At 64.7% G+C, this 22,465-nt stretch carries 21 protein-coding genes and 1 pseudogene; 8 read left to right on the forward strand and 14 right to left on the reverse strand.

The annotated features are described in order from the left end of the window. The 4 genes and pseudogenes from ACNEOT_RS21935 to sucB all read right to left on the reverse strand — a co-directional run. Positions 1–139 (reverse strand): annotated as a pseudogene (locus ACNEOT_RS21935) (lipoyl synthase); the annotation flags it as partial. A 10-nt stretch (positions 140–149) separates the two neighbouring features. After that, the gene (gene lipB, locus ACNEOT_RS21940; protein ID WP_415976730.1) at positions 150–929 is read right to left on the reverse strand and encodes a lipoyl(octanoyl) transferase LipB; all 780 of its coding nucleotides are present in this window, start codon (positions 927–929) and stop codon (positions 150–152) included. Positions 930–950: 21 nt separating this feature from the next. Beyond that, positions 951–1,841: a TIGR01777 family oxidoreductase gene (locus ACNEOT_RS21945; RefSeq protein WP_415976731.1), complete on the reverse strand. Its 891-nt coding sequence runs from the start codon at positions 1,839–1,841 to the stop codon at positions 951–953. A 149-nt stretch (positions 1,842–1,990) separates the two neighbouring features. After that, the gene (sucB, locus tag ACNEOT_RS21950) at positions 1,991–3,757 is read right to left on the reverse strand and encodes a 2-oxoglutarate dehydrogenase, E2 component, dihydrolipoamide succinyltransferase (RefSeq protein WP_415976732.1); all 1,767 of its coding nucleotides are present in this window, start codon (positions 3,755–3,757) and stop codon (positions 1,991–1,993) included. A gap of 378 nt (positions 3,758–4,135) precedes the next feature. On the opposite strand from sucB, the gene ACNEOT_RS21955 reads away from it, so the two are divergent. After that, on the forward strand, positions 4,136–4,477 hold the full coding sequence (locus tag ACNEOT_RS21955) for an oxidoreductase (protein ID WP_415976733.1): 342 nt from the start codon (positions 4,136–4,138) through the stop codon (positions 4,475–4,477). A 48-nt stretch (positions 4,478–4,525) separates the two neighbouring features. Here ACNEOT_RS21955 and ACNEOT_RS21960 read toward each other — a convergent pair whose 3' ends face one another. After that, positions 4,526–6,049 carry a leucyl aminopeptidase gene (locus ACNEOT_RS21960; RefSeq protein WP_415976734.1) on the reverse strand — a complete coding sequence of 508 codons (1,524 nt, stop codon included), beginning with the start codon at positions 6,047–6,049 and terminating at the stop codon, positions 4,526–4,528. 117 nt (positions 6,050–6,166) lie between these two features. Here ACNEOT_RS21960 and gcvT point away from each other — a divergent pair, with 117 nt between their 5' ends. Both gcvT and ACNEOT_RS21970 read left to right on the forward strand, forming a co-directional pair. After that, complete coding sequence (gene gcvT / locus ACNEOT_RS21965) at positions 6,167–7,267, forward strand: glycine cleavage system aminomethyltransferase GcvT (protein WP_415976735.1); 1,101 nt, start codon at positions 6,167–6,169, stop codon at positions 7,265–7,267. A 41-nt stretch (positions 7,268–7,308) separates the two neighbouring features. Further along, positions 7,309–8,412 carry a branched-chain amino acid aminotransferase gene (locus tag ACNEOT_RS21970; protein WP_415976736.1) on the forward strand — a complete coding sequence of 368 codons (1,104 nt, stop codon included), beginning with the start codon at positions 7,309–7,311 and terminating at the stop codon, positions 8,410–8,412. On the opposite strand, the gene ACNEOT_RS21975 is transcribed toward ACNEOT_RS21970, so the two are convergent. The 4 genes from ACNEOT_RS21975 to ACNEOT_RS21990 are packed head-to-tail and all read right to left on the reverse strand — an operon-like array spanning position 8,409 to position 11,531. Next, positions 8,409–9,170 (reverse strand): adenosylcobinamide-GDP ribazoletransferase, encoded by a 762-nt coding sequence (locus ACNEOT_RS21975; RefSeq protein WP_415976737.1) that lies wholly within the window; start codon positions 9,168–9,170, stop codon positions 8,409–8,411. The genes ACNEOT_RS21970 and ACNEOT_RS21975 overlap by 4 nt on opposite strands. A gap of 2 nt (positions 9,171–9,172) precedes the next feature. Further along, a complete protein-coding gene (gene cobT / locus ACNEOT_RS21980; RefSeq protein WP_415976738.1) occupies positions 9,173–10,300 on the reverse strand; it encodes a nicotinate-nucleotide--dimethylbenzimidazole phosphoribosyltransferase in 1,128 nt (375 codons plus the stop codon). Beyond that, complete coding sequence (cobU, locus tag ACNEOT_RS21985) at positions 10,297–10,866, reverse strand: bifunctional adenosylcobinamide kinase/adenosylcobinamide-phosphate guanylyltransferase (protein WP_415976739.1); 570 nt, start codon at positions 10,864–10,866, stop codon at positions 10,297–10,299. Before cobU ends, cobT begins: the two co-directional genes overlap by 4 nt. Positions 10,867–10,871: 5 nt before the next feature. After that, positions 10,872–11,531, reverse strand: a complete 660-nt coding sequence (locus ACNEOT_RS21990) for a DUF3043 domain-containing protein (protein ID WP_415976740.1) — start codon at positions 11,529–11,531, stop codon at positions 10,872–10,874. Positions 11,532–11,631: 100 nt separating this feature from the next. Between ACNEOT_RS21990 and ACNEOT_RS21995 the strand changes: the two genes are divergently transcribed. The 3 genes from ACNEOT_RS21995 to ACNEOT_RS22005 all read left to right on the forward strand — a co-directional run bounded on the left by ACNEOT_RS21995 (position 11,632) and on the right by ACNEOT_RS22005 (position 14,216). Then, on the forward strand, positions 11,632–12,705 hold the full coding sequence (locus ACNEOT_RS21995; RefSeq protein WP_415976741.1) for a glycerate kinase: 1,074 nt from the start codon (positions 11,632–11,634) through the stop codon (positions 12,703–12,705). A 66-nt stretch (positions 12,706–12,771) separates the two neighbouring features. After that, positions 12,772–13,137 carry a HesB/IscA family protein gene (locus tag ACNEOT_RS22000; protein WP_094679093.1) on the forward strand — a complete coding sequence of 122 codons (366 nt, stop codon included), beginning with the start codon at positions 12,772–12,774 and terminating at the stop codon, positions 13,135–13,137. 104 nt (positions 13,138–13,241) lie between these two features. Next, on the forward strand, positions 13,242–14,216 hold the full coding sequence (locus tag ACNEOT_RS22005) for a carbohydrate kinase family protein (RefSeq protein ID WP_415976742.1): 975 nt from the start codon (positions 13,242–13,244) through the stop codon (positions 14,214–14,216). Between the two features lie 96 nt (positions 14,217–14,312). Here the strand turns inward: ACNEOT_RS22005 and asnB are convergent, their stop codons facing one another. Beyond that, positions 14,313–16,241: an asparagine synthase (glutamine-hydrolyzing) gene (gene asnB / locus ACNEOT_RS22010; RefSeq protein WP_415976743.1), complete on the reverse strand. Its 1,929-nt coding sequence runs from the start codon at positions 16,239–16,241 to the stop codon at positions 14,313–14,315. 224 nt (positions 16,242–16,465) lie between these two features. Between asnB and ACNEOT_RS22015 the strand changes: the two genes are divergently transcribed. Next, positions 16,466–17,545 carry a cytochrome c oxidase subunit II gene (locus tag ACNEOT_RS22015; RefSeq protein WP_415976894.1) on the forward strand — a complete coding sequence of 360 codons (1,080 nt, stop codon included), beginning with the start codon at positions 16,466–16,468 and terminating at the stop codon, positions 17,543–17,545. A gap of 18 nt (positions 17,546–17,563) precedes the next feature. Then, positions 17,564–17,980: a cytochrome c oxidase subunit 4 gene (locus tag ACNEOT_RS22020; protein ID WP_317804603.1), complete on the forward strand. Its 417-nt coding sequence runs from the start codon at positions 17,564–17,566 to the stop codon at positions 17,978–17,980. 126 nt (positions 17,981–18,106) lie between these two features. Here ACNEOT_RS22020 and ACNEOT_RS22025 read toward each other — a convergent pair whose 3' ends face one another. From ACNEOT_RS22025 to ACNEOT_RS22040, 4 genes are all read right to left on the reverse strand, one after another. Further along, entirely contained in the window at positions 18,107–18,382 is a 276-nt protein-coding gene (locus tag ACNEOT_RS22025; protein ID WP_415976744.1) for a helix-turn-helix domain-containing protein, read from the reverse strand. A gap of 226 nt (positions 18,383–18,608) precedes the next feature. Further along, positions 18,609–20,366: a cytochrome b gene (locus ACNEOT_RS22030; RefSeq protein WP_415976745.1), complete on the reverse strand. Its 1,758-nt coding sequence runs from the start codon at positions 20,364–20,366 to the stop codon at positions 18,609–18,611. Further along, a complete protein-coding gene (locus tag ACNEOT_RS22035; protein WP_415976746.1) occupies positions 20,363–21,556 on the reverse strand; it encodes a ubiquinol-cytochrome c reductase iron-sulfur subunit in 1,194 nt (397 codons plus the stop codon). Before ACNEOT_RS22035 ends, ACNEOT_RS22030 begins: the two co-directional genes overlap by 4 nt. Then, on the reverse strand, positions 21,553–22,401 hold the full coding sequence (locus tag ACNEOT_RS22040) for a c-type cytochrome (RefSeq protein ID WP_415976747.1): 849 nt from the start codon (positions 22,399–22,401) through the stop codon (positions 21,553–21,555). The genes ACNEOT_RS22035 and ACNEOT_RS22040 overlap by 4 nt, the downstream gene beginning before the upstream one ends. Between the last annotated feature and the right edge of the window lie 64 nt (positions 22,402–22,465).

Here is a 22,465-nt window from a genome sequence, read left to right on the forward strand (position 1 = left end):
TCACAAGGCCTTTGAGCTCGGTGTATTCCGGGCCCATCTTGGCTTTCGTCTTGATCCAGCTGGGTTTGCGTTCGATGGGGGTCTCCGCGTTTCGGATCTCGAGGCGGAGCAGCTTGCGTCCTTCTGGGGCCACAGTCACAGAATCGATGCTACGCGCCGAACCGAACCGTGGTGAACTGCGGGTTGATCGACGCTCCGGTGACCGACGGCTGCTCGATCTCGTGCTCCTGCACGGGCATCGACCCGTCGAGGGCCGCCGGAATCGCGTCGCTGACCGCTGCGGTGACGTCGTCGATCGTGACTTCTCGTCCCAGTTCGAGCGACAGCGACGTCACCCCGGCGTCGGCGATGCCACACGGCACGATGGCATCGAATCCGGTCATGGCCGCATTGCAGTTGAGCGAGAAGCCGTGCAGCGTCACTCCGCGCTGAACACGGACCCCGATTGCCGCGATCTTGCGTTCGGGCAGCATTACTCCGTCCCGCAGCTCGGCCGCCAGCCAGACACCCGACCTACCGTCCACTCGGCCGCAGGCGATGCCGTACGCGGACACGACCGAGATCAACGCCTCCTCGATCCGGCGGACGTATTTGACGACGTCGATGGGCTGCGCGAGCTTGACGATGGGATACCCCACCAGTTGCCCGGGGCCGTGCCAGGTGATCTTTCCGCCGCGGTCCACCTCGACAACCGGGGTGCCGTCCCTCGGCATGTCATCCTCGGAGGTTCGCCGCCCGGCGGTGTAGACCGAGGGATGTTCGAGCAGCAACAACGTATCGGTGCCGACCCCGTCGGCTCGGGCATCGGCCAATTCCCGCTGCAGACCCCACGCCTGCGTGTATTCGACGGTGCCCAACTCGCGGACCACGATGGGCTCGGTGCTCGCGCGTGCTGACACTGAGACCGACGAAACGCTCACGTCACTCATGAAACGAAACGGTACGCCGCGTCAGGTGCCGACAGCCACCCGCAGTGCTTCCCCGACGGTGTTGTGCTCGAACGAGTACCCGGCGTCTTCGAGGGCCTTCGGGATCGCCCTGGGACCGGTCAGAATGGCTTCTTCTGCGAACTCTCCGATCACGGCCTTCAGGGCGAAGCCCGGAACCACCCACGGGGCCGGCCGGTGGACCGCGCGTGACATCGCGCTGTTGAATTGGGCATTGGTCACGGGCGTCGGTCCGACCATGTTGACCGGTCCCCGAAGCGAGTCGTTCTCGATGCCGTGCACGATGGCACCGATCTCGTCCTCCAACGAGATCCAGGGGAAGTACTGGCGGCCACTGCCCAGCCGCCCGCCGAGCGCGAACAGATACAGGGGGCGGAGCTTGCCGAGCATGCCGCCGCGCTGCGAGAGCACCACACCGCTGCGCAGCAGTATCGTGCGGACACCGCCTGCCGATGCCGCAGACGTCGCATTCTCCCAGTCGCGACACACCTCGGCCAGAAATCCGGCTCCGGCGGGTGCGCTCTCGTCGACCACCCGGTCGCCGGTATCGCCGTAGAAATTGACTCCGCTGGCGTTGATCAAGGTCGGCACGCCGGCGTCGGCCGCAGCGGCTGCGAGCACCTCGGTCGGGGCGATACGACTGTCCCGTACCAACTGCTTGTACGCCCCGGACCACCTCTTGTCACCGATACCGACGCCGCAGAGGTTGACGATCGCATCGGCACCGTCGAGCGTGGCCGCGTCGATGCTCCCGCGGGAAGGATCCCACTGGGACTCGTCCGGTCCCGCAGGCGCGCGTCGTACGAGCCGGGTGACGTCGTGGCTTCTGGCCCGCAGGGCCGCGACGAGAGCTGTTCCGATCAATCCTGATGAACCTGCAATGACTACGCGCATGTGAACGAAAGCCTCCTTGACACAAACGGGGCACCATTCGCGAACGAATGATGCCCCGGATGCACGGTTCGTGCCCCTCTTTTCGAGACTCCGATGCGAATGTTTCGCGCTCCCACGACAATACGTGAAAGGCGCGATTCGCCGGTTGTCTACAGGCCGAGATCGGCCTCGAACGATGCCACTTCGAGACGCTGCTTGATCGTGGTCAGGAAGCGTCCTGCATCGGCTCCGTCCACCAGGCGGTGGTCGTAGGTGAGCGGCAGGTAGCACATCGAGCGAACACCGATCGACTCGTTGCCCGAGTCGTCCTTGACGACGACCGGACGCTTGACGATCGCACCCGTGCCCAGCATGGCCGCCTGCGGCGGGACCAGGATCGGGGTGTCGAACAGCGCGCCCTGGCTACCGATGTTGGTGATCGTGAACGTGCCACCGGACAACTCGTCGGGCTTGAGTCCACCCGAGCGGGCGCGGGTGGCGATGTCGTTGATCGCCCGAGCCAGCCCGGCGAGCGACAGGTCGCCTGCGTTGTGGATGACGGGGGAGAGCAGACCCTGCTCGGTGTCCACGGCGATACCGAGGTGCACATCGGCGTGGTACGTGATCTCCTTGGCGTCCTCGTTGATGCTCGCGTTGACGTTGGGGTGGGCCTTGAGCGCCTCCACAACGGCTTTCGCGAAGAACGGCAGGTACGTCAGGTTGACGCCCTCGTTCTCGGCGAACTTCGCCTTCGCCTTGGTACGCAGCCCGGCGATCTTCGTGACATCGACCTCGAAGGTCTGCGTCAGCTGAGCAGAAGTCTGCAGCGACTCACGCGTCTTCTTCGCGGTGATCTGACGAATACGGTTGATCTTCTGCGTGGTTCCGCGAAGATGCGCGAGCTCCGGACGAACACCTGCGGTGGCCGGAGCAGCGGGCTTCGATGCGGCGGCAGGCGCAGCAGCAGCGGCCGGAGCGGCCGGAGCCTTCTTTGCCTCGGCAGCAGCGAGCACATCCTGCTTACGGATGCGTCCACCGACACCGGTGCCCTTGACGGTCGAGAGGTCGACGTCGTTGTCCGACGCCAGCTTGCGCACCAGGGGAGTGACGTACGGGCTGGAGTCACCCGAGGGTGCCGATTCCTTCGCGGGTGCAGCCTTGGGAGCTTCCGGAGCCGGCTTCGGCTCAGCCTTCGGAGCCTCCTGCTTGGGAGCTTCCTTCTTCGGCTCTTCCTTCTTGGGCTCTTCGGCCTTCGGAGCCTCGGGCTCCGGGGTGGCCTCGGGCTCCGGCGCCTTCTCGGCAGGCGATCCGGACCCGATGACAGCGAGCTGGCCACCGACGGCGACGGTGTCGTCTTCTTCGGCGGAGATCTCGAGCAACGTTCCGGCGACCGGCGACGGGATCTCGGTGTCGACCTTGTCGGTGGAGACCTCGAGCAGCGGCTCGTCGACGGCAACCTCGTCACCGACTGCCTTGAGCCACCGGGTCACGGTGCCCTCGGTGACGGATTCGCCCAACTCGGGCATCGTCACCGGTGTACCGGAGCTGGAACCGGACGATGCACCCTTCGCGGGTGCCTCCTCCTCGGCCTGAGGCTCGGGCTCTGCTGCGGGAGTGGGCTCCTCGGCAGCTTCCTCGGGTGCCGACTCCTCGGCGGGTGCGGCTTCCTCGGCCGGTGCATCGGACGAGGGTGCCTCGCCTGCATCACCGATCTGGGCGAGCTCGCCACCGATCTCGACGGTGTCGTCTTCCTGAGCGACGATCTTGGTCAGAACCCCGGCGGCAGGCGACGGGATCTCGGTATCGACCTTGTCCGTGGAGACTTCGAGCAATGGCTCGTCGACTTCGACGGTGTCGCCTTCTTGTTTGAGCCACCTCGTGACAGTTCCCTCGGTGACGCTCTCACCAAGAGCTGGCATCTGGACGGAGAAGGCCATGTCTGTTGACTCCTCGACAGTTGTATGCGGGTGATGTAGTTCTTACGACTTGTGGTCGCAGACCATTGTGCTGGCGGAACAGGGTTCATGGACGAGAGTTGCGTGATTCGACTCGACGGAGGCACCGGTGTACCAGACACCGATCGAGCACGTTCGGCTCGACACAGCGCCCACGTCGACACTCCCTCTCGGCAACTCACTCACTCACTTCACGAGACTCGGTTCACTATCAAGAGAGCTGAACCCTCTAATGTCATCCTTCCATTGTTGTCGCCTCGCCGTTCCCCTAGGGCGTGCAACACGCTTGGCAAACTGACGGGTAACAAAGATCCGGCACAGGAACTCGGTCTTTGCCGGCCGTACGAAAAGGGAGTTCTCGTGGGATTTTTCGATCGATTCAAGTCGAGCGGCGGAGGCGCGAAACGGGCCCCTGAAGGCTCGGTTGCCCAGTACTTGGCCGATTGGACCGCTGCACGAATCGGTGTCGAGGCGTACGTGGAACCCAAAACGACGGTCACCCCGCTGACCGTCGTACTGATCGCGAACGACGGCGAGTGGACCCGTCGGCCACTCGATGAAAAATATGTACGAAAGATCGGATCCGATCTGAAGATCCCGGTGTACGACGTCCGCAAGACGCGATATCCGCAGCGAATGCGCGACTACGACGCCCGGCAGAAGATCATTCGGCAGCGCGAACAACAGCAACGCGACAGCTGAAGCCGTCCGTGCGCGCGGACATCGGCCCGCACGCACGGACGAGCAGAATCAGCCGTTCTCGGCGATGTCCTCGAGGACCGCGAACATCGTTCGCACGGGAACGCCGGTGCCGCCCTTGCCGGTGTACCCGAACGGCCCACCGGTGTTGTACGCCGGGCCCGCGACGTCGATATGTGCCCATTCGACGCCGTCGGCGACGAACTCCTTCAAGAACAGGGCTGCGGCCAGCATTCCGCCGGCCCGGCCGTTGGTGACGTTGGCCAGATCGGCCACCTTGGAGTCGAGTTCGCGTCGAATCTCCTTCGGCAACGGCATCGCCCAGGCATTTTCGCCGATGGCCTGAGAGATCTCTGCAACGCGATCGCGGAAGTCCTCGGTGCCCATCACCCCTGGCGTTCGGTTGCCGAGTGCGACTACCTGCGCTCCCGTCAGCGTCGCGGTGTCGATGAGGTAATCCGGATCGTCCTCACAGGCACGCACGATCGCGTCGGCCAGTACCAAGCGGCCTTCGGCGTCGGTGTTGATGACCTCGACGGTGATGCCGCCGTACTGCGTCAGCACATCGCCCGGACGCTGCGCGGTGCCCGACGGCATGTTCTCGGCCATTGGCACCGTCGCAATGACATCGAGCGGCAGACCGACCTTCGCGGCCAGGATCACCGTCGCGATGACGGCAGCCGCCCCGCCCATGTCGGAGGTCATGTTCTCCATGCCCGCAGCGGGTTTGATGGAGATGCCGCCGGTGTCGAACGTGATTCCCTTGCCCACCAGGGCCACCTTCTTCGCACCCCGCTTACCGCCCGAGTGCGTCAGGCGAACCAGTCGTGGCAATCGCGAAGAGCCCTTGCCGACACCGTGAATGCCGCCGTAGCCGTCCTTCTCCAGTGTCTTGTCGTCGAGGATCTCGACTTTCAGGCCCGCAGCCGTACCCAAGGTCTTGGCCTGCGCCGCGAACTCCTCCGGGTAGAGGTGGCTCGGCGGGGTGTTGACGAAATCGCGTGCCACGGCGACCGATTCGGCAATGGCGAGCGATCGTGCCAGCTCGTTCTTGGCGTCCTTGGAACGGGTGTCGGGAACGAGCAACTCGACGCGGGCGAGTGGCAGCCCGTCGGATTTCGGTGCCGAGAGTGCGGATTTGAACTCGGTGAACTGATATGCGCCGAGAAAGAAGCCCTCTGCGGCCGCACCGAGATCGAGGGCGGACAACGTCGTCGCGGCACTGTCGACACCCTTCAGCGCGCGAGCTGCGGTACCGGCCGATTGGCGGATGCGCTCGCTGTCGATGTCGGCGGCACTGCCGAGACCGACAGCCAACACGCTGTCCACGGACAGCCCGGCCGGAGCCGGAATGCGTACCAGTTCGTCGGCCTTGCCGGTGGCACCGACGGCCTCGAATGCGTCGAGTAGCTCGGCGGCGACGGCATCGTCGGAAATGTCGTCGGTGATGGCGAGTTCGAGGCCGTCGTCGCTCGTACTCAGCGCGACGACGAGAACGTCGACTTTCTTACCGAGCTTGCCCGCGAGGACCAGGTCGGGTCCGAGAGTGCGGGAAGGCGTCGAGGGTGAAGGCACGTGGCTGCTCCTGTAGGGGTTGACGTGTACGTGCCTCGATCCTAGTGACGACCCATCATCAGGTGCAGTCGGTCTGCCGGCCACGCGACGGCCGCGATGTGAGCTAGCGTGACCGCCATGACGGACACCGAGCTGATCGAGGGACCACTGCACGCCGTGCACACCGAATTGGGCGCGACATTCGCACCTTTCGGCGGTTGGACCATGCCGGTGTCGTACGCCGGCGTGGTCGTCGAGCACACGGCGGTGCGGGAAAGTGTCGGCCTGTTCGACGTCGGCCACCTGGGTAAGGCGTCGGTCACCGGGCCCGGAGCTGCTGCGTTCGTGAACTCCGTACTCACCAACGATCTCAATCGGATCGAACCGGGCAAGGCCCAGTACACCCTGTGCTGCACCGAATCCGGCGGTGTCGTCGACGACCTGATCGCCTACTACGTCTCGGACGACGACGTGTTTCTGGTGCCGAACGCGGCCAACACGGCCGCCGTCGTCGCTGCGATGGCAGAGCAGGCACCCCAGGGAGTGTCGGTGGTGAACCAGCACCGAGAGTTCGGGGTGCTGGCCGTGCAGGGTCCGCGATCGGCCGAGGTGTTGCAGGAGCTGGGCCTGCCGACCGACATGGATTACATGGCGTTCGAGGATGCCACCTGGAACTCGGTGGCGGTCCGCGTCTGCCGAACCGGTTACACCGGCGAGCACGGCTACGAACTCGTCCCGCCGGCAGGCGATGTGGAACCGCTCTTCCGTGCCCTGATGGCCGCTGTGCGTTCTCGCGGAGGGCAGGTGTGCGGGCTGGGTGCGCGCGACACCTTGCGTACCGAGATGGGGTACCCGTTGCACGGACACGAACTGGCACTGGACATCTCGCCTCTGCAGGCTCGGTGCGGTTGGGCGATCGGCTGGCAGAAGGACGCGTTCTGGGGCAAGGAGGCATTGATCGCGGAGAAGGCTGGTGGGCCGGCTCGAACATTGCGCGGACTGAAGGCTCTCGACCGCGGTGTCCTTCGCCCCGGTCTCACCGTGCGGGCGTCGGGCCTGGACATCGGGACGACGACATCCGGAACTTTCTCGCCGTCGCTCAAGGTGGGTATCGCCCTGGCCCTGCTCGACGCCGAGGCAGCTCCAGCGGTCGGCTCCGAGGTCGAGGTCGACGTCCGTGGGCGAGCGTTGCGGTGCGAAGTGGTCGCGCCGCCGTTCGTCGCAGCGAAGACCAGGTGACCGCGCGAGAGCGTGGTGGCGTTGACGATAGGATCTCCGGCATGACAGGTGTTTCCGAGTTCACGTACGTGCAGCATCCTTCGCCCGCCACTGCCGCGGAGCGCGACGCGGTGCTCGCTGCACCCGGTTTCGGAAAACACTTCACCGACCACATGGTGACCATCGACTACACCCGCGAGGGCGGATGGCACGATGCGACGATCGCACCGTACGGCCCGATCGAGCTCGACCCCGCCGCGATGGTGCTGCACTACGGCCAGGCCATCTTCGAGGGCCTCAAGATCTACCGTCAGCCGAACGGAGACCTCTCGACGTTCCGAGTGCAGTCGAACGCAGAGCGCTTCCGCTCCTCGGCTCGCCGTCTTGCAATGCCGGAGTTGCCGGACGAGCTGTTCATCGGATCGATCGAGAAGCTTCTCGAACTCGACCACGACTGGGTTCCCGCAGCGGGCGGCGAGGACGCGCTGTACGTCCGGCCGTACATGTTCTCCACCGAAGCAGGGCTGGGCGTGCGCCCCGCCGACTCGTACCGCTACATGCTGATCGCCTCGCCCGCGGGCGCGTACTTCCCCAGGGGAGTCAAGCCCGTGAGCGTCTGGCTCTCCACCGAATACGTCCGGGCAGCACCCGGCGGTACCGGTGCCGCCAAGTTCGCAGGCAACTATGCCGCGTCACTTCTCGCACAGGCGCAGGCCAGCGACGAGGGTTGCGATCAGGTGGTCTGGCTCGACGCCACCGAGCGCCGCTACGTCGAGGAGATGGGCGGGATGAACCTGTTCTTCGTCTTCGGCTCGGGTTCGGATGCACGTTTGGTGACGCCGTCGCTGTCCGGATCACTACTCCCCGGCATCACCCGCGACTCGCTGCTGGCCTTGGCGACGGACGCAGGCATTCCCGTCGAAGAGCGGCGAATCTCCACCGAGGAGTGGCGCAAGGGAGCCGACTCGGGTGAGATCACCGAGGTGTTCGCTTGCGGCACAGCAGCAGTCATCACCCCGGTGGGCAGCGTCAAGTCCTCGGAGGGAACGTTCGAGATCGCGGGCGGCGAGCCGGGCGAGATCACGCTCGCCCTGCGTGACACGCTCACCGGCATTCAGCGCGGAACGTTCGCCGATACGCACGGCTGGATGACCACGCTCCGCTAACTCCGCAGCAGCAGGCCGACCGCCGCCAGCGCGGTAGTGGTCTCGATTCCGGCCCCGAGCACATCGCCGGAGAGCCCGCCGAAGCGTCGAACGCAGTGCCGAGTGGCCAGCGCCGCGAGCGCCAGGACGATGATGACGACCAGTGGTCCCTGCCACGGACGGTCGGCTCGTGTGAACACCGAGATCGCTACTGCGGCAACGATCCACAGCGTCGGCACGAGATTGGACTGGGTACCTGCCACGAGCGCACCGAAGCCGTTCGGCGACGACGCATCCGTGCCCCGACGGCAGGCGAGCACCACCGACACTCGGCCGATCACCGGCACGGCCGCGATTGCCCACCACATCTGCTGCTGCGCGAGTTGGCCCAGGCTCGCGGCCTGAACTGCCAGAACGAGGGCGATGGCCGCAACTCCGAACGGACCCGCACTGCCGGACTTCATGACTTCTCGCGCCCGCTCGGGCGGTCCGTAACAGCCCAGTCCGTCAGCGGTGTCGGCCAACCCGTCCAGATGCATCCCCCGAGTCAGCAATGCCGCAGCGGCGACGGCGATCAGTCCACAGAGCACCGGTGACAGTCCCGCCGCCATCGAAAGCCACAGCAGCCCCGACAACGCGGCACCGAGGGCAAGGCCGACAAGGGGAGCGTGCGCAATCGCTCGCCCGGCCGAGGCTCGATCGACATGCTCCGGCCCGCGCACGGGGAGCACCGTCAGCCAGGAGAACGCGAGCAGCAGTCCGTCGGCCCGCCGTCGCACCGTCAGAGGTCTTCGTTAGTGCTGTGGTCGTCGATGGTGCCGCGGGCTTCGCTGCTTCCGGGGGTTTCGCTGTCGCCGGTACTGACACCGGCGTCCGCAAACGTAGCCATAGAATTCAAGGTGCCGACACCCGCGCGAACCAGAGGCAACGCCGCGAGTGCGCCCGAGCCTTCGCCGAGACGCATCTCCAGCTCCACGATCGGTTCGATGCGCAAGTGCCGCAACGCAAGTGAATGGGCAGGCTCGGCCGAACGATGCCCGGCCACCCACCAGTTTCGGGCCCCTGCCGCTGCGTCCTCGGCCACCAGGGCGGCCGCGGTCACCACGAGACCGTCGAGAATCACCGGGGTTCGCCGATGTGCGGCCTGCGCGAGAAAGCCGGCCAGAGCCGCGATGTCGGCACCGCCGGCGACCCGTAACAAATCGACGGGATTCTTGGCGGCCGGCCGCGCTCGACGCATCGCATCCCGAATGGCGGCGGTCTTCCTGATCCACCCGGCATCGTCTATTCCGGTACCGCGACCCACGGCGGCAACCGGCTCGGTATCGGTGAGGGTAGCGATCAATACCGTTGCGGGAGTGGTGTTTCCGATACCCATATCGCCCGCGATGAGGAGATCTGCACCGCCGTCGACCTCCTCGTCGGCAATGGCGGCACCCGCGGCGACAGCGGCCCGGACCTCGTCCTCGCCGAGTGCATCCTCACGGTCGATGGATCCGCTCGACCGTCGAATCTTGAACGCGGACACCGAGGGATCGGTATCGGCGTCGACGGCGATATCGACCACGCGCACCGTGGCACCGGCGATGTCCGCGAGCACGTTGACCGCCGCGCCGCCGGCACGAATGTTCTCGACCATCTGCGCCGTGACCTCGGGCGGGTAGGCAGAGACGCCGTGCGCGGCCACACCGTGATCGCCGGCGAAGACGACCACACGCACTCGATCGAGAGACCGCGGTGGGCAGGCATCCTGGCAGGACGCGATCCACTCACCGAGCGTCTCGAGGCGACCGAGGCTACCGGCCGGCTTGGTCAGCTCGCTCTGCCTGTTCGCGGCGGCCGATCGGGCCGATTCGGACGGAGCGGTCACCGGCCGAAACGGCGAGTCTTCTGCCGAAAAAGTTGTCACACTGTGCCTTTCGCGGTGGTGAAGTCCGCCGGTGGTTCCTTGAGGGTCAGGGCGAGTCCTGCGACGACCAGCAGAACCCTGTCACAGACACCGGCGAGGCGAGAATTGAGCAGTCCCAACTCGTCTCGGAACAGACGACCGGAACGGGATTCGGGCACCACGGACAGACCCACTTCGGGGCTGACCAGAACGAGGGTGGATGTGCATTCCGCGACTGCCACGACCAGATCGTCGACGGCCGGTGCGATCGTGCCGCGGGGGAGCTCCCATGCGCTCGCGTCGTCGAGCATTCCCGTCAACCACGTACCGAGGTCGTCGACGACGGTGGTGCCGTCCCACGGTTGCGCGATCACTGCTGAGAGCGATGCGACGGTTTCGACCGTGGTCCAGTGAGCCGGCCTCGACGCAACGTGCCTGTCGATGCGGCGCTGCCAATCCTCATCGTCGGCATCGCGTCTGCCGGTGGCGAGGTAGCGGACCGGCTCGACCGTGGCAAGCGATTCCGCGTGGCCGGACTTGCCCGATCTGGCACCGCCGAGCACGAGGGTTCGAGTCGGTTCGAGCACCGACGTCAGACAGCCTCGCCGGCGCTGACTCGTGGCTTGGGCGCGCGCATCTTGCGGATCTGGGATGCCCGCACGAAGGCGTACCAGCCGATCTTGAAACCGCCGTCGGTGGTCTCGGGGAACCGCACGCGGATCTTGTTGTTGATCATCTTGCCGAGGTAGACGCCCTCGCCGACCATGAACAGCATCATCACGAACATTCCGAGGGTGACGTACTGCTGCACCTGGGGCTGCAGGAACAACGCGAAGATCAGGATCAGCGCAAGCGGCATGAAGAGGCCGACGAGGTTGCGCCGCGCGTCGACGATGTCGCGGACGTACGCGCGCACCGGACCTTTGTCGCGGGGGAGCAAGTACTTGTCGTCGCCCGCGAGCATGCGCGCGCGACGTTCGGCTGCGGCTGCGCGTCGCTCGTTGGAGGCTGCTTTGCGGTCTTCCTTGCTGCCCTTGTTCGCTTTGCGGCGCTCGCGCGCCTCTTTGCTCGTCAGGGGAGCGGGAGCCACCGGACCGCGTCGCCGAGCCTCGGCGTCACGCCGCTTGGGGGTCGGCCGGCCCTTGCCCAGAGACACCGACGGGGTCGCGTCGCTCGCGGACGTCGTCGGCTCGGATTGGTTCGAGTCGTTTCCGTCCGAATTGTCAGAGTTTCCACGGCGTAGCAGCTTCACGCACTCAGAGTATGGGATGCCCCGTCGGTATCGAACACCGGCCAGGTCAGCGGCGGAACAGCGGATGCCGTTCCGCCGTTGCAGCCCTAGACTTCCGACGATGCGAGTGATGATTGCGCCGGATTCGTTCGGAGACACCCTGACTGCGGCGGCCGCGGCCGCCGCCATCGCCAGGGGATGGGCTTCCGTACGCGAGAACGACGAACTCGAACTGGCGCCCCAGTCCGACGGCGGCCCGGGGTTCGTCGAAGTTCTGGCCTCGCGCATCGGCACCGTGCAGTTCGCCGACGTGGACGGGCCCCTCGGTACCGACGTTCGAGCGCGCTGGCTGCTCGACGGCACGGCGGCCTACATCGAATCGGCTCAGGCATGCGGATTGCATCTGCTCGACGGCCCGCCGACCGCGCTTTCTGCGTTGAAGGCGAGCAGCTACGGCGTCGGTCAGTTGATCGATGCTGCCCTCGGCAGCGGGGCCAGGACGGTGTTCGTCGGACTCGGCGGCAGTAGCTGCACCGACGGTGGGCGAGCGATGATCCGTGCGTTGGGCGGTCTCGGATCGGCAGTCGCGCGGCTCTCGGATATCGACCTCGTCGCGGCGTCGGATGTGGAGAATCCGCTGCTGGGCGACGCCGGGGCAGCTCGAGTGTTCGGCCCGCAGAAGGGTGCCGACGCAGAGACGGTCGCGCGGCTCGAGGAGCTGAACACCGACTGGGCCGCAGTACTGTCCGCCGCCGGTCACGACGTGGCGGATCGGCCGGGTGCCGGAGCCGCGGGCGGTCTCGGCGCTGCCCTGTTCGCGCTCGGCGGCAGGCAACTGCCGGGCGCAGCCGTGGTGGCCGAGCGGACCGGGCAGCAGGAATTGCTGGATTCCGTCGACCTGGTGCTGACGGGTGAGGGAAAGTTCGACTCGCAATCGCTGCGGGGCAAGTTGGTTACCCGAATTGCGGCAGCGAGCGGCGCGTCCGGGATCGAGACGATAGTACTTGCAGGTCAGGTCACGTTGTCCGAGGACGAGCTGGCACCGGCGGGCATCTCGGCCGCTCACTCGATCAGCGAGTTCGCGGGATCGGTCGAGTTGGCGATGTCCGATGCGGCGAACCAACTGGAACTGCTGGCCGCGCGCGTCGCGGCCGACGTGGTCGATTCTGCTGCTCGACCGAGGCGGCGAGCGTGAGGAATAGAGGCACCGGGAGTACGGTTGAGTAGTTCACGGGTTTTGTACGACTGATAGGGAGAGCCCATGACCGTTTCGAATGAGACCACAACAACCGAGACCACGGCGCACAAGGTCACCATGACCGAGACCGCGTCGGCCAAGGCCAAGGCGTTGCTGGATCAAGAAGGCCGCGACGACCTCGCGCTGCGCATCGCCGTGCAGCCTGGTGGTTGCGCAGGACTGCGCTACCAGCTCTTCTTCGACGACCGAAGCCTCGACGGCGACCTCGCGGTCGACTTCAACGGCGTCACCCTCGCAGTCGACCGGATGAGCGCTCCTTACGTGGAGGGTGCATCCATCGACTTCGTGGACACGATCGAGAAGCAGGGCTTCACGATCGACAACCCGAACGCCACGGGATCGTGCGCGTGCGGCGACTCGTTCAACTGAGCTGACTCGTCCGCGACTGTGACCGATACACGCATGCGTGTATCGGTCACAGTCGTGTCTGCCCCCAAGCTCGCCAACAATTTCGAATCGAAAGGCCCTCCTTCGTGACTCTCGCGGTATCCGGCTCGATAGCGACCGACCATCTGATGCGATTTCCCGGACGGTTCGCCGAGCAGATCGTCGCCGACCAGCTCTCGAACATCTCGCTGAGCTTCCTGGTGGACGACCTGGTCATCCGCAAGGGCGGCGTCGGCGGAAACATCGCGTACGCGCTCGGAGTGCTCGGCGGTGCACCCCTGCTCGTGGGAGCGGTCGGTCCGGACTTCGCCGAATACCGCACCTGGCTAGAGGAGCACGGAGTCGACTGCAGCGGAGTGAGCGTCTCGGCCACCGCGCACACCGCCCGCTTCGTCTGCACCACCGACGAGGACATGGCGCAGATCGCATCGTTTTACCCCGGAGCGATGAGCGAGGCCCGCGACATCTCTATCGACGCACTGGCGCAGCAGCACACTCTCGACCTGGTTCTGATCGGTGCCAACGACCCCGACGCGATGACGGCCCACACGGCCCAGTGCCGCGCAGCGGGCGTGCCGTTCGCGGCCGACCCGTCCCAGCAGCTCGCGAGGCTCGACGCCGCGCAGGCAACGGACTTGATCGACGGTGCCGCGTACCTGTTCACCAACGAGTACGAATGGGCGCTCCTCAAGCAGAAGACCGGCATGTCCGACGCCGACATCGCGGCGAAGGTGGACCTGCGTGTCACCACGCTGGGCAAGCGCGGCGTCGACATCGTCGCCAAAGGCGGCGAACACACTCACATCGGTGTCGTGCCCGAGACCAGCAAGGTGGACCCGACCGGTGTCGGCGACGGCTTCCGGGCGGGCTTCCTCACGGCGCATCTGGCCGGAGCCAGTATCGAACGCGCAGCGCAGCTCGGTTCGCTCGTAGCCGTCCTGGTCCTCGAAACCACCGGCACTCAGGAGTGGAACCTCGAGCGCGACGACGCGATCAAGCGTCTGACCGAGGCCTACGGTGCCGAGGCCGGCGAAGAGATCGGCGCACTGCTGCCGGCGTGAGTTCGGTCTCCGGTATCGGGATCAATGTGGCTTTGTTGCAATCTGAGCGACTTGCACTGGAATCCACATTGATCCCGGGGGAGACGGGCATACCGATCAGATGTTGACCGGGTACTCCGGTTCGGCGATCTGAGGCACGATGCGCTTTTCGACGAAGATGCCGTGCCACACCATGAAGATCAGCAGGGTCCACAATCGACGGCTGTGATCGGACTTACCGGCTCGGTGGTCGTCGAGCATCGCGACGATGGCGGGCTTGTTCAGCAGGTGATCGGTCTGCGATTCGGCGATCTGCTGGTGCGCCCAGTCGAAGAGTTCGGTGCCGCGCAGCCAATGGCGCAGTGGCACAGGGAATCCCAGCTTGGCGCGATGCAGCACGTGGCCGGGAACGATGCCCTCGAGAGCCTGCCGCAGAGCGTACTTGGTGGTGTTCTTGGTGATCTTCTGCTCGAGCGGCAGTTTCTCGGCGACCTTGTAGACCTCGGAGTCCAGGAACGGAACCCGGAGCTCGAGCGAGTTCGCCATGGTGATCTTGTCGGCCTTGACCAGAATGTCGCCGCGCAGCCACGTGAACAGGTCCAGGTGCTGCATGCGGGCCACCGGATCCCACCCTCGAGACTGCGCGTAGATCGGCGCGGTGACGTCCTGGTGAGTCCACTCCGACCGGAACTCGCGCAATACCGACCGCAATTGTGCGTCGTTGAAACTGCGGGCGTTGCCGTAGTACCGCTCTTCGAGGGTCATGGATCCACGGTTGAGCAGGCTTTTGCCGCGGGTGCCCTCGGGGATCCGCTCGCTCAACGAGCCGGCCGCACGACGTAAGAATGCGGGAAGAGACTCGAACGGCTTCAACGACAGCGGCTCACGATAGATGGTGTACCCGCCGAACAACTCGTCTGCGCCCTCGCCGGAGAGCACGACCTTCACGTGCTTGCGCGCTTCCTTGGCGACGAAGTACAGCGGCACCAATGCGGGGTCGGCCACGGGGTCGTCGAGGTACCAGACGATCTCGGGGATGGACGCCGCGAACTCTTCCGGCCCGACGACCTTCACGATGTGGCGAGCACCGATGGCTGCGGCCGACTCTGCCGCGACGTCGACCTCGGAGTAGCCCTCGCGCTCGAATCCGGTGGTGAACGTGATCAAGTCGGGATTGTGGCGAATCGCCAGCGCTGCGATGGCCGTCGAGTCGATGCCTCCGGAGAGGAACGAGCCGACGGTGACGTCGGCGCGCATGTGCTTGGCGACCGAATCCTCGAGTGCTTCGGCGATCTCCTGGTACCGAGCCTTCTCGCTCCCCGGGGCGAAGGGCTGGACCGGAAACTTCGGCGTGAAGTAGCGAGTGATCTTCGGCGGTGTACCGGGGGACAAGGTGGCGTAGCAACCCGATTCGAGCCGCCGAACGCCGGCGTGCAGAGTTTCGGGCTCAGGGACGTACTGCAGCACGGTGTAGTGCTCGATGGCGCGCGGGTCGAGGTCGGTGCCGACTCCCACCAGGTCCATCAGCTCGAGAACACTCTTCTTCTCGCTGCCGAATGCTGTTCCTCCGGGCCCGGTGGCCACGAAGAGAGGCTTGATGCCGAAGGGATCCCGAGCGATGAACATCTCGCGGGTCTCGGTGTCCCAGATGGCGAAGGCGAACATGCCGCGGAGCCGTTCGACTGCGGCAGCACCCCAGTAGTGGAACGCGGCGACGATCGATTCGCTGTCACCTTCGGTGGCGAACACCGCACCGTGGTCGCGGGCCAGTTCTGCGCGCAGTTCGAGGTAGTTGTAGATCTCGCCGTTGAACACGAGCGCGTACCGATCGGGCGACTCGGGTGGACCCCAGCGCATCGGCTGATGGGAATGTTCGATGTCGATGAAGGACAAGCGATTGAAGCCGTAGACGACGTCGTCGTCGTGCCAGGTGCCGCCGGGCTCGTCCGGGCCCCGGTGTCGCATGCAATGGGTGGCCGAACTCACCAGTTCGACTCCGGCGGCGGTCGTTCCGTGAGACGTCAGTACTCCGAGCAGTCCACACACAGCGTCTGCTACCTCTTCTCGCAGTTGGGGACAATGCAGGGGTTTCGGTCTCCGCGCGGGTCGTCAGCGGGACTGTGGACCAGGATCCGAGTATGCCGCAGACACGCACGTATGTAGGTAACGACCCAAGGGTGGTTCTCCGGCGGCTTTGGTCTACGCTGCGTAGTACTCGGGCATCTCCATGTGGAAGCCCTTATTCTTCAGTGGTGGGCAATCAGGAAGGCGTGAACGTGGCGCAGAGTCGGATCCTTCGGCGAGCGGGGCTGACAGCATTTCTCGGTGTAGCCGCGTTGATGCTGTCGGGCTGTTCCATCAGCAGCGACAACGTACTCAATTTCGGTTTCGCCTCGGGCGTCACTCCTCAGGGACGACGCATCGGCGACCTGTGGACGTGGTCGGTCATTGCTGCCCTGGTCATGGGCATCATCGTGTGGGTTCTGATCTTCTGGGTGGTGCTCTTCCACCGCAAGAAGAAGAGCTCACCCGAGTTCCCCCGCCAGACGGCGTACAACGTTCCGCTCGAGTTGTTCTACACGGCGGTTCCGTTCGTGATCATCGCCGTCTTGTTCTACTTCACCGTCGTGGTGCAGAACTACGTCGACGAAAAGCAAGCCGACCCCGACGTACAGGTCGATGTCACGGCGTACCAGTGGAACTGGAAGTTCGGATATCGGACCATCGACCTCAAGGACGGTGCTGCCAAGTACGAGGGCACCGACGAAGAAGAGCAGGCCGCAGCCGAGGCCGCTGCCGAGCCCGGCGAAGGTGCCGAGGGCATTGAGGACGGCGAGTTCGTACCCGGACCGATCCACGGAACAATTCCTCAGGATCTCTCCTACCTGCACTACAACAAGATCGAAACGGTCGGATCCAGCGCCGAGATCCCGGTCCTGGTTCTGCCCACCGGCAAGCGCATCGAATTCGTGCTCGCGTCCTCGGACGTCATCCACGGATTCTGGGTGCCGGAGTTCCTGTTCAAGCGCGACGTACTCCCGAACCCCGAGGAGAACCACTCGGACAACGTCTTCCAGATCAGCGAGATCGAACGCGAAGGTTCCTTCGTCGGTCGGTGCACCGAAATGTGCGGCACCTTCCACTCGATGATGAACTTCGAGGTTCGTGCTGTCTCGCCGGAGAAGTTCGAGCAGTACATCGAACTGCGCAAGCCCGTGTCCGAGGGCGGAGAAGCGCTGACCAACGCGCAGGCACTCGAGGCCATCGGCGAGAGCCCCCTCGCGACGAGCACCTCACCGTTCGAGACCGATCGCACCGTCCGCACCGCCAATGTCGCCGAAGGCAACTGACCAAGGAAGCATGCTGATATGAAAATCGAAGCCAAGATCTTCGAGATCCTCACTGTCTTCTTCCTCCTGGTCGGCATCGTGTACGCGTTGTTCACAGGTCTGAGTCGTACCGGCGTGGAGTGGGCCGGAGTCACCGCGATCTTCCTGTCGGTGGGTCTGACACTGATCGTCGGTACGTACTTCCGCTTCGTGGCCCGACGCCTCGACACTCGTCCCGAGGACTTCGACGACGCCGAGGTGAGCGACGGTGCAGGCGACCTGGGCTTCTTCAGCCCCGGAAGCTTCTGGCCGATCGTGCTCGCCGGGGCAGCGTCCATCACTGCCCTCGGTTTCGCGTTCTTCCAGCCGTGGCTGATCGCCCTGGGCGTCGTGTGCGTCATCGTCTCTGCTGCAGGTCTGGTCTTCGAGTACCACGTGGGTGCCGAGCGGCACTGACACCACCTGGCGTACACAGAAAAGGGCCCTGATCGTTCTCACGAATGATCAGGGCCCTTTTCTCATATACCTACTTAGACCCTGGCCTGGCCGGACCAACTGACCCATGGTTGGGGGGCACAGAGGTCAGGACGCGTCGGCCTCGGAGTGTGCGCGAACGGAACCGGACGTCGAGTCGGCGAGCGTGTCGAGCGAGATGCCCAACGCGCTGCACAGCGCCGCGACGGTGAAGAACGCAGGAGTAGGAATGCGGCCGGTCTCGATCTTCCTCAGAGTTTCGACCGAGATGCCGGCTGTGCCGGCGACGTCGGCCATTGTCCGGCTGCCACGGGCATGACGAAGAGCTGTACCGAGCCTGGCACCGCGGGCGAGTTCGCCGGGGGTGAGGGGAATGCGGACCATGTACCGATAGTAATACCGGTGCCACGAACCATCGGCTATGGCAGTCGATCCCGGCAGGACTCGGGACACCCCGGGGTGGGGGAGGGGAGAGGCTTCGCAGAGCGTCGCGGATGGGAGTCGCATGGCAGCCGGGACTCACCCGCAAATCGAACCTGAATGACGGTTCGCAGACAAACGAAGAGGGCGACACCGTTACCGGTGCCGCCCTCTTCGGTGCTGTCAGATATCAGCGTTCGCTGTCGGTGTCCTGTCGACCCGAAGTGATGGCAGCGTCCTCGTCTGCATGGATGCCGTTGCCGTTCGAGTGACCGTTGCCGTTGGCATGGCCGTTGCCGTTCGAGTGGCCGTTGCCGTTCGAGTGGCCGTTGCCGTGAATGCCCGCCTGGTAGTTGCGGAGCATTGCGAGCTGCTCGTGCTCACCATTGTGGAGAGCATCTTCCAGAGCCTTGCTCTGTGCCACCGGATCCGGTGTGAACAGCGATCCCGAGCCGGGCTTTCCTGCCGAGCCGAGCTTGTTCATCTTCTTGGGAACCGGCGCGCCCTGGTAATCGAGGGGAATCGGGTGCCCGTGATCGTCGACCGGTCCGAGCGGCTGGTGGATTTCCACGTACTGGCCGTGCGGAAGACGCTTGATGATTCCGGTTTCGATACCGTGCTCGAGCACTGCCCGATCGCTGCGCTGCAGGCCGATGCAGAATCGGTAGGCAACGAAGTACGCGATCGGCGGAAGAATCAGGACGCCGATGCGACCGATCCACGTCATGGCGTTGAGCGAGATGTCGAACTTGTACGCGATCAGGTCGTTGACGCAGGAGAGCGTCAGGACGACGTAGAACGCGATGGACATCGCACCGATGGCGGTACGGACCGGCACGTCGCGGGGACGCTGAAGCAAGTTGTGGTGAGCAGTGTCTCCGGTGAGGCGCTTCTCGATCCACGGGTAGGCGATCATGACCGTGAACACGAGGCCCATGATCACTGCCACCCAGAACACGGCCGGAATGGTGTACCGACCTGCGATGTAGATGTCCCACGCGGGCCACAGGCGAGCCAGACCGTCGGTCCACATCATGTAGAAGTCGGGCTGAGAACCGGCGGAGACCTGAGACGGGTTGTACGGTCCCAGAGCCCAGATCGGGTTGACCTGGAGCAGACCGCCCATTGCCGCCAGCACACCGAACGTCACGGCGAAGAACGCACCGGACTTGACTGCGAACACCGGAAGGATACGAACGCCGACGACATTCTGTTCGGTGCGGCCCGGTCCGGGGAACTGCGTGTGCTTCTGATACCAGACGAGTGCCAGGTGAGCTGCGATCAGCGCGAGGATGATCGCGGGCAGCAGCAGTACGTGGGCCACGTACAGCCGCGGAATGATGATCGTGCCGGGGAAGTCACCGTCGAACACCAGCCAGTGCAGCCATGTACCGACGATCGGAATGCTCATCGTGATGCCGGAGAAGGCTGCACGAAGACCGGTGCCCGAGAGCAGGTCGTCAGGAAGCGAGTATCCGAAGAAGCCCTCGAACATCGCCAGGATCAGCAGCAAGCAGCCGATGACCCAGTTGGCCTCACGCGGGCGACGGAATGCGCCGGTGAAGAAGATGCGCGCCATGTGCACGATGATCGATGCGGCGAACATCAGGGCTGCCCAGTGGTGAATCTGGCGCATGAACAGACCGCCGCGAACCTCGAACGAGATGTCGAGAGCGGTGGCGTACGCACGCGACATGGTCACGCCGTTGAGCGGGGTATATGCACCCTGGTAGACGACCTCGCTGAGCGAGGGGTCGAAGAAGAGGGTGAGGAACACGCCGGAGATCAGCAGGATGACGAAGCTGTACAGCGCGATCTCACCGAGCAGGAACGACCAGTGGGTGGGGAACACCTTGTTGATCTGGCGGCGCAGTCCCGGTGCCAGGTGGTAACGACTGTCTACGTCGTCTGCCTGCTTGGCGGCGAGGGCTTGCAATGAAGGACTCATGAATCACGCTCCGGACGACGTTCCCAGAAGGCGGGGCCCAGTGCTTCGTGGAAATCTGCTTGTGCCACTAGGTATCCCTCCTCGTTGACGGTGATGGGAAGCTGAGGCAGCGCGCGCGCAGCCGGTCCGAAGATCGGCTTGGCGTACTCGAGCGCGTTGAACTGCGACTGATGGCAAGGGCAGAGAATGCGGTTGGTCTGCTGCTCGAACAACGATGTCGGGCAACCCAGGTGCGTACAGATCTTGGAGTAGGCGTAGTAATCGCCGTAGTTGTAGCTCTCCTGGCCCTTGCGCTTGACGACCGTATTGGCGTCTTCGGTGCGTAGGCGGATGAGCATGACTGCGTTACGGATACCGCGGAGAGACGTGAGCAGTTCGTGCTCGCTCTCGCGGTCTGATTCGCGGAACGGGAAAACAGTTTCCATGGCACCAGCGTCCAAGTCCTCGGGCCGAACGAGAACGACGTCTTCCGGTCGCCCGGTGTCTCGTCGGAGGTAGATGGTTTCTCCATCGTAGCGAGGAGTCCAGCCGGATACCCACAACGGAGAATCTTCGCCCTTGGCCCACGGGTTCTTGATCAAACCGCCGAGGGGGAGAAGTGCCATGATTCCGAGTGCGCCACCGCCGAAGAAGAGCGAACGCTTGATGACCTTGCGTCGGCCGATGGTCGACGTGTCGAGCGAGTCGCCCAGCTCGGCCACCAACGTCTTGCGGTCCGTCTCCGACGAACTTCCGTCGTGACGGTCCTGGATGGAGACCTCTTCGGGGATGAACTTCTTGGTGAACTGCACCGCACCGACGCCGACCGCCAGAATCGCCAGACCCATCGTGCCGCCGATCAACGGCGTGTACAGCGAGTACAGGTGGTAGTTCTCGTCGCCGATCCCGGCGTACTGCCAAGGCCAGAACAGATAGATACCGATGAAGGCGACAGCCGAGATGCCTGCGATGGCGAACCAGACGGCCACGCTGCGCTCGGCGCGCTTTTCGGCGCGAGTGCCCTCCACGGCCCAGCGGTTGCGACGGAATGCAACGTCGACGCCGTCGAGGTTGGTGCCGAGTTCGACCAGTTCGTCTCGACTGAGTGCCGCGAGCTCCTCGTCGGAGTACTTCTTCTCGGGATTCACACCGCCGGCATCTTTGCCGTCGGTGTTGTCGGCGTCCTTACGACCGGAATCGCCGTCGCTCATGATCTAGCTCCGATCCACAATGTTGCGCCGACCACAGCGGCGATTCCGACAACCCACAGGGCGATTGCTTCGGTACCGGGACCGAAGCCTGCGAGGCCCCAACCGCCCGCGGCCTTCGTTTCCTGAGCCGACTTGACGTACGCGATGATGTCCGACTTCTCCTCGATCGTCAGCTGACGATCGGAGAACTTCGGCATGTTCTGCGGACCCGTGACCATCGCGGTGTAGATCTGCTGCTCGTTGGCAGGCCCGAGATCCGGTGCGAACTTTCCGGAGGAGAGGGCACCGCCCTGTCCGGTGAAGTTGTGGCAGGAGGCGCAGTTCAAGCGGAAGAGCTCACTGCCACGTGCAATGTCGTCACCGACCAGTGATTCCTGAGCGACCTCGCCGTTCTCGTCCAGAATGACGGTGGGTCCGCCGCCGTTGGCCTGGATGTAGGCACCGAGGGCGTCGGTCTGCTTGTCATCGAACTTCGGCGGCTTGCGCAACGCCTGTGCCTCGTTACGAACGGCGGGCATACGGCCACTCGACACCTGGAAGTAGACAGCGGCCTCGCCGACGCCGATCAGGCTCGGTCCACGATCCTGGACACCTTGGAGGTTTGCACCATGGCACGTGACGCAAGACGTGTCGTAGAGCTGCTTGCCCTCGCGGATCAGCGCTGCCGAATCGGTATCGGCGGTCGCGACCTGCGGGGCAGGCGTCAGGGCCGAGGCGAGGAAACCGGCGCTCAGAAGGCCCATCATCAGAACGAGAGCGCCGGTGATGCGTCGACGCGTCTTACGCTGCCGTCTCGCCTTGGAGGCGGCGTTGTCGTCGGATGCTGCTGGGGGAGATGAACTCATCTTCTATCCCTTGTCGTGTCGGGACGGACCGAACGTCGGGGGCTGAATCCGTTCGCTCGTTATC

The organism is Rhodococcus sp. 077-4 (assembly GCF_047782425.1).
GTDB lineage: Bacteria > Actinomycetota > Actinomycetes > Mycobacteriales > Mycobacteriaceae > Rhodococcoides.

What these genes read in the sequence shown, in the direction of transcription:
- ACNEOT_RS22025 (WP_415976744.1), bottom strand. Translation starts at nt 18,382, where the DNA reads ATGGTCCGCATTCCCCTCACCCCCGGCGAACTCGCCCGCGGTGCCAGG.
- ACNEOT_RS22035 (WP_415976746.1), bottom strand. Translation starts at nt 21,556, where the DNA reads ATGAGCGACGGCGATTCCGGTCGTAAGGACGCCGACAACACCGACGGC.
- ACNEOT_RS21945 (WP_415976731.1), bottom strand. Translation starts at nt 1,841, where the DNA reads ATGCGCGTAGTCATTGCAGGTTCATCAGGATTGATCGGAACAGCTCTC.
- ACNEOT_RS22020 (WP_317804603.1), top strand. Translation starts at nt 17,564, where the DNA reads ATGAAAATCGAAGCCAAGATCTTCGAGATCCTCACTGTCTTCTTCCTC.
- ACNEOT_RS21995 (WP_415976741.1), top strand. Translation starts at nt 11,632, where the DNA reads ATGCGAGTGATGATTGCGCCGGATTCGTTCGGAGACACCCTGACTGCG.
- ACNEOT_RS22030 (WP_415976745.1), bottom strand. Translation starts at nt 20,366, where the DNA reads ATGAGTCCTTCATTGCAAGCCCTCGCCGCCAAGCAGGCAGACGACGTA.
- ACNEOT_RS22040 (WP_415976747.1), bottom strand. Translation starts at nt 22,401, where the DNA reads ATGAGTTCATCTCCCCCAGCAGCATCCGACGACAACGCCGCCTCCAAG.
- ACNEOT_RS21970 (WP_415976736.1), top strand. Translation starts at nt 7,309, where the DNA reads ATGACAGGTGTTTCCGAGTTCACGTACGTGCAGCATCCTTCGCCCGCC.
- gcvT (WP_415976735.1), top strand. Translation starts at nt 6,167, where the DNA reads ATGACGGACACCGAGCTGATCGAGGGACCACTGCACGCCGTGCACACC.
- sucB (WP_415976732.1), bottom strand. Translation starts at nt 3,757, where the DNA reads ATGGCCTTCTCCGTCCAGATGCCAGCTCTTGGTGAGAGCGTCACCGAG.
- lipB (WP_415976730.1), bottom strand. Translation starts at nt 929, where the DNA reads ATGAGTGACGTGAGCGTTTCGTCGGTCTCAGTGTCAGCACGCGCGAGC.
- ACNEOT_RS22000 (WP_094679093.1), top strand. Translation starts at nt 12,772, where the DNA reads ATGACCGTTTCGAATGAGACCACAACAACCGAGACCACGGCGCACAAG.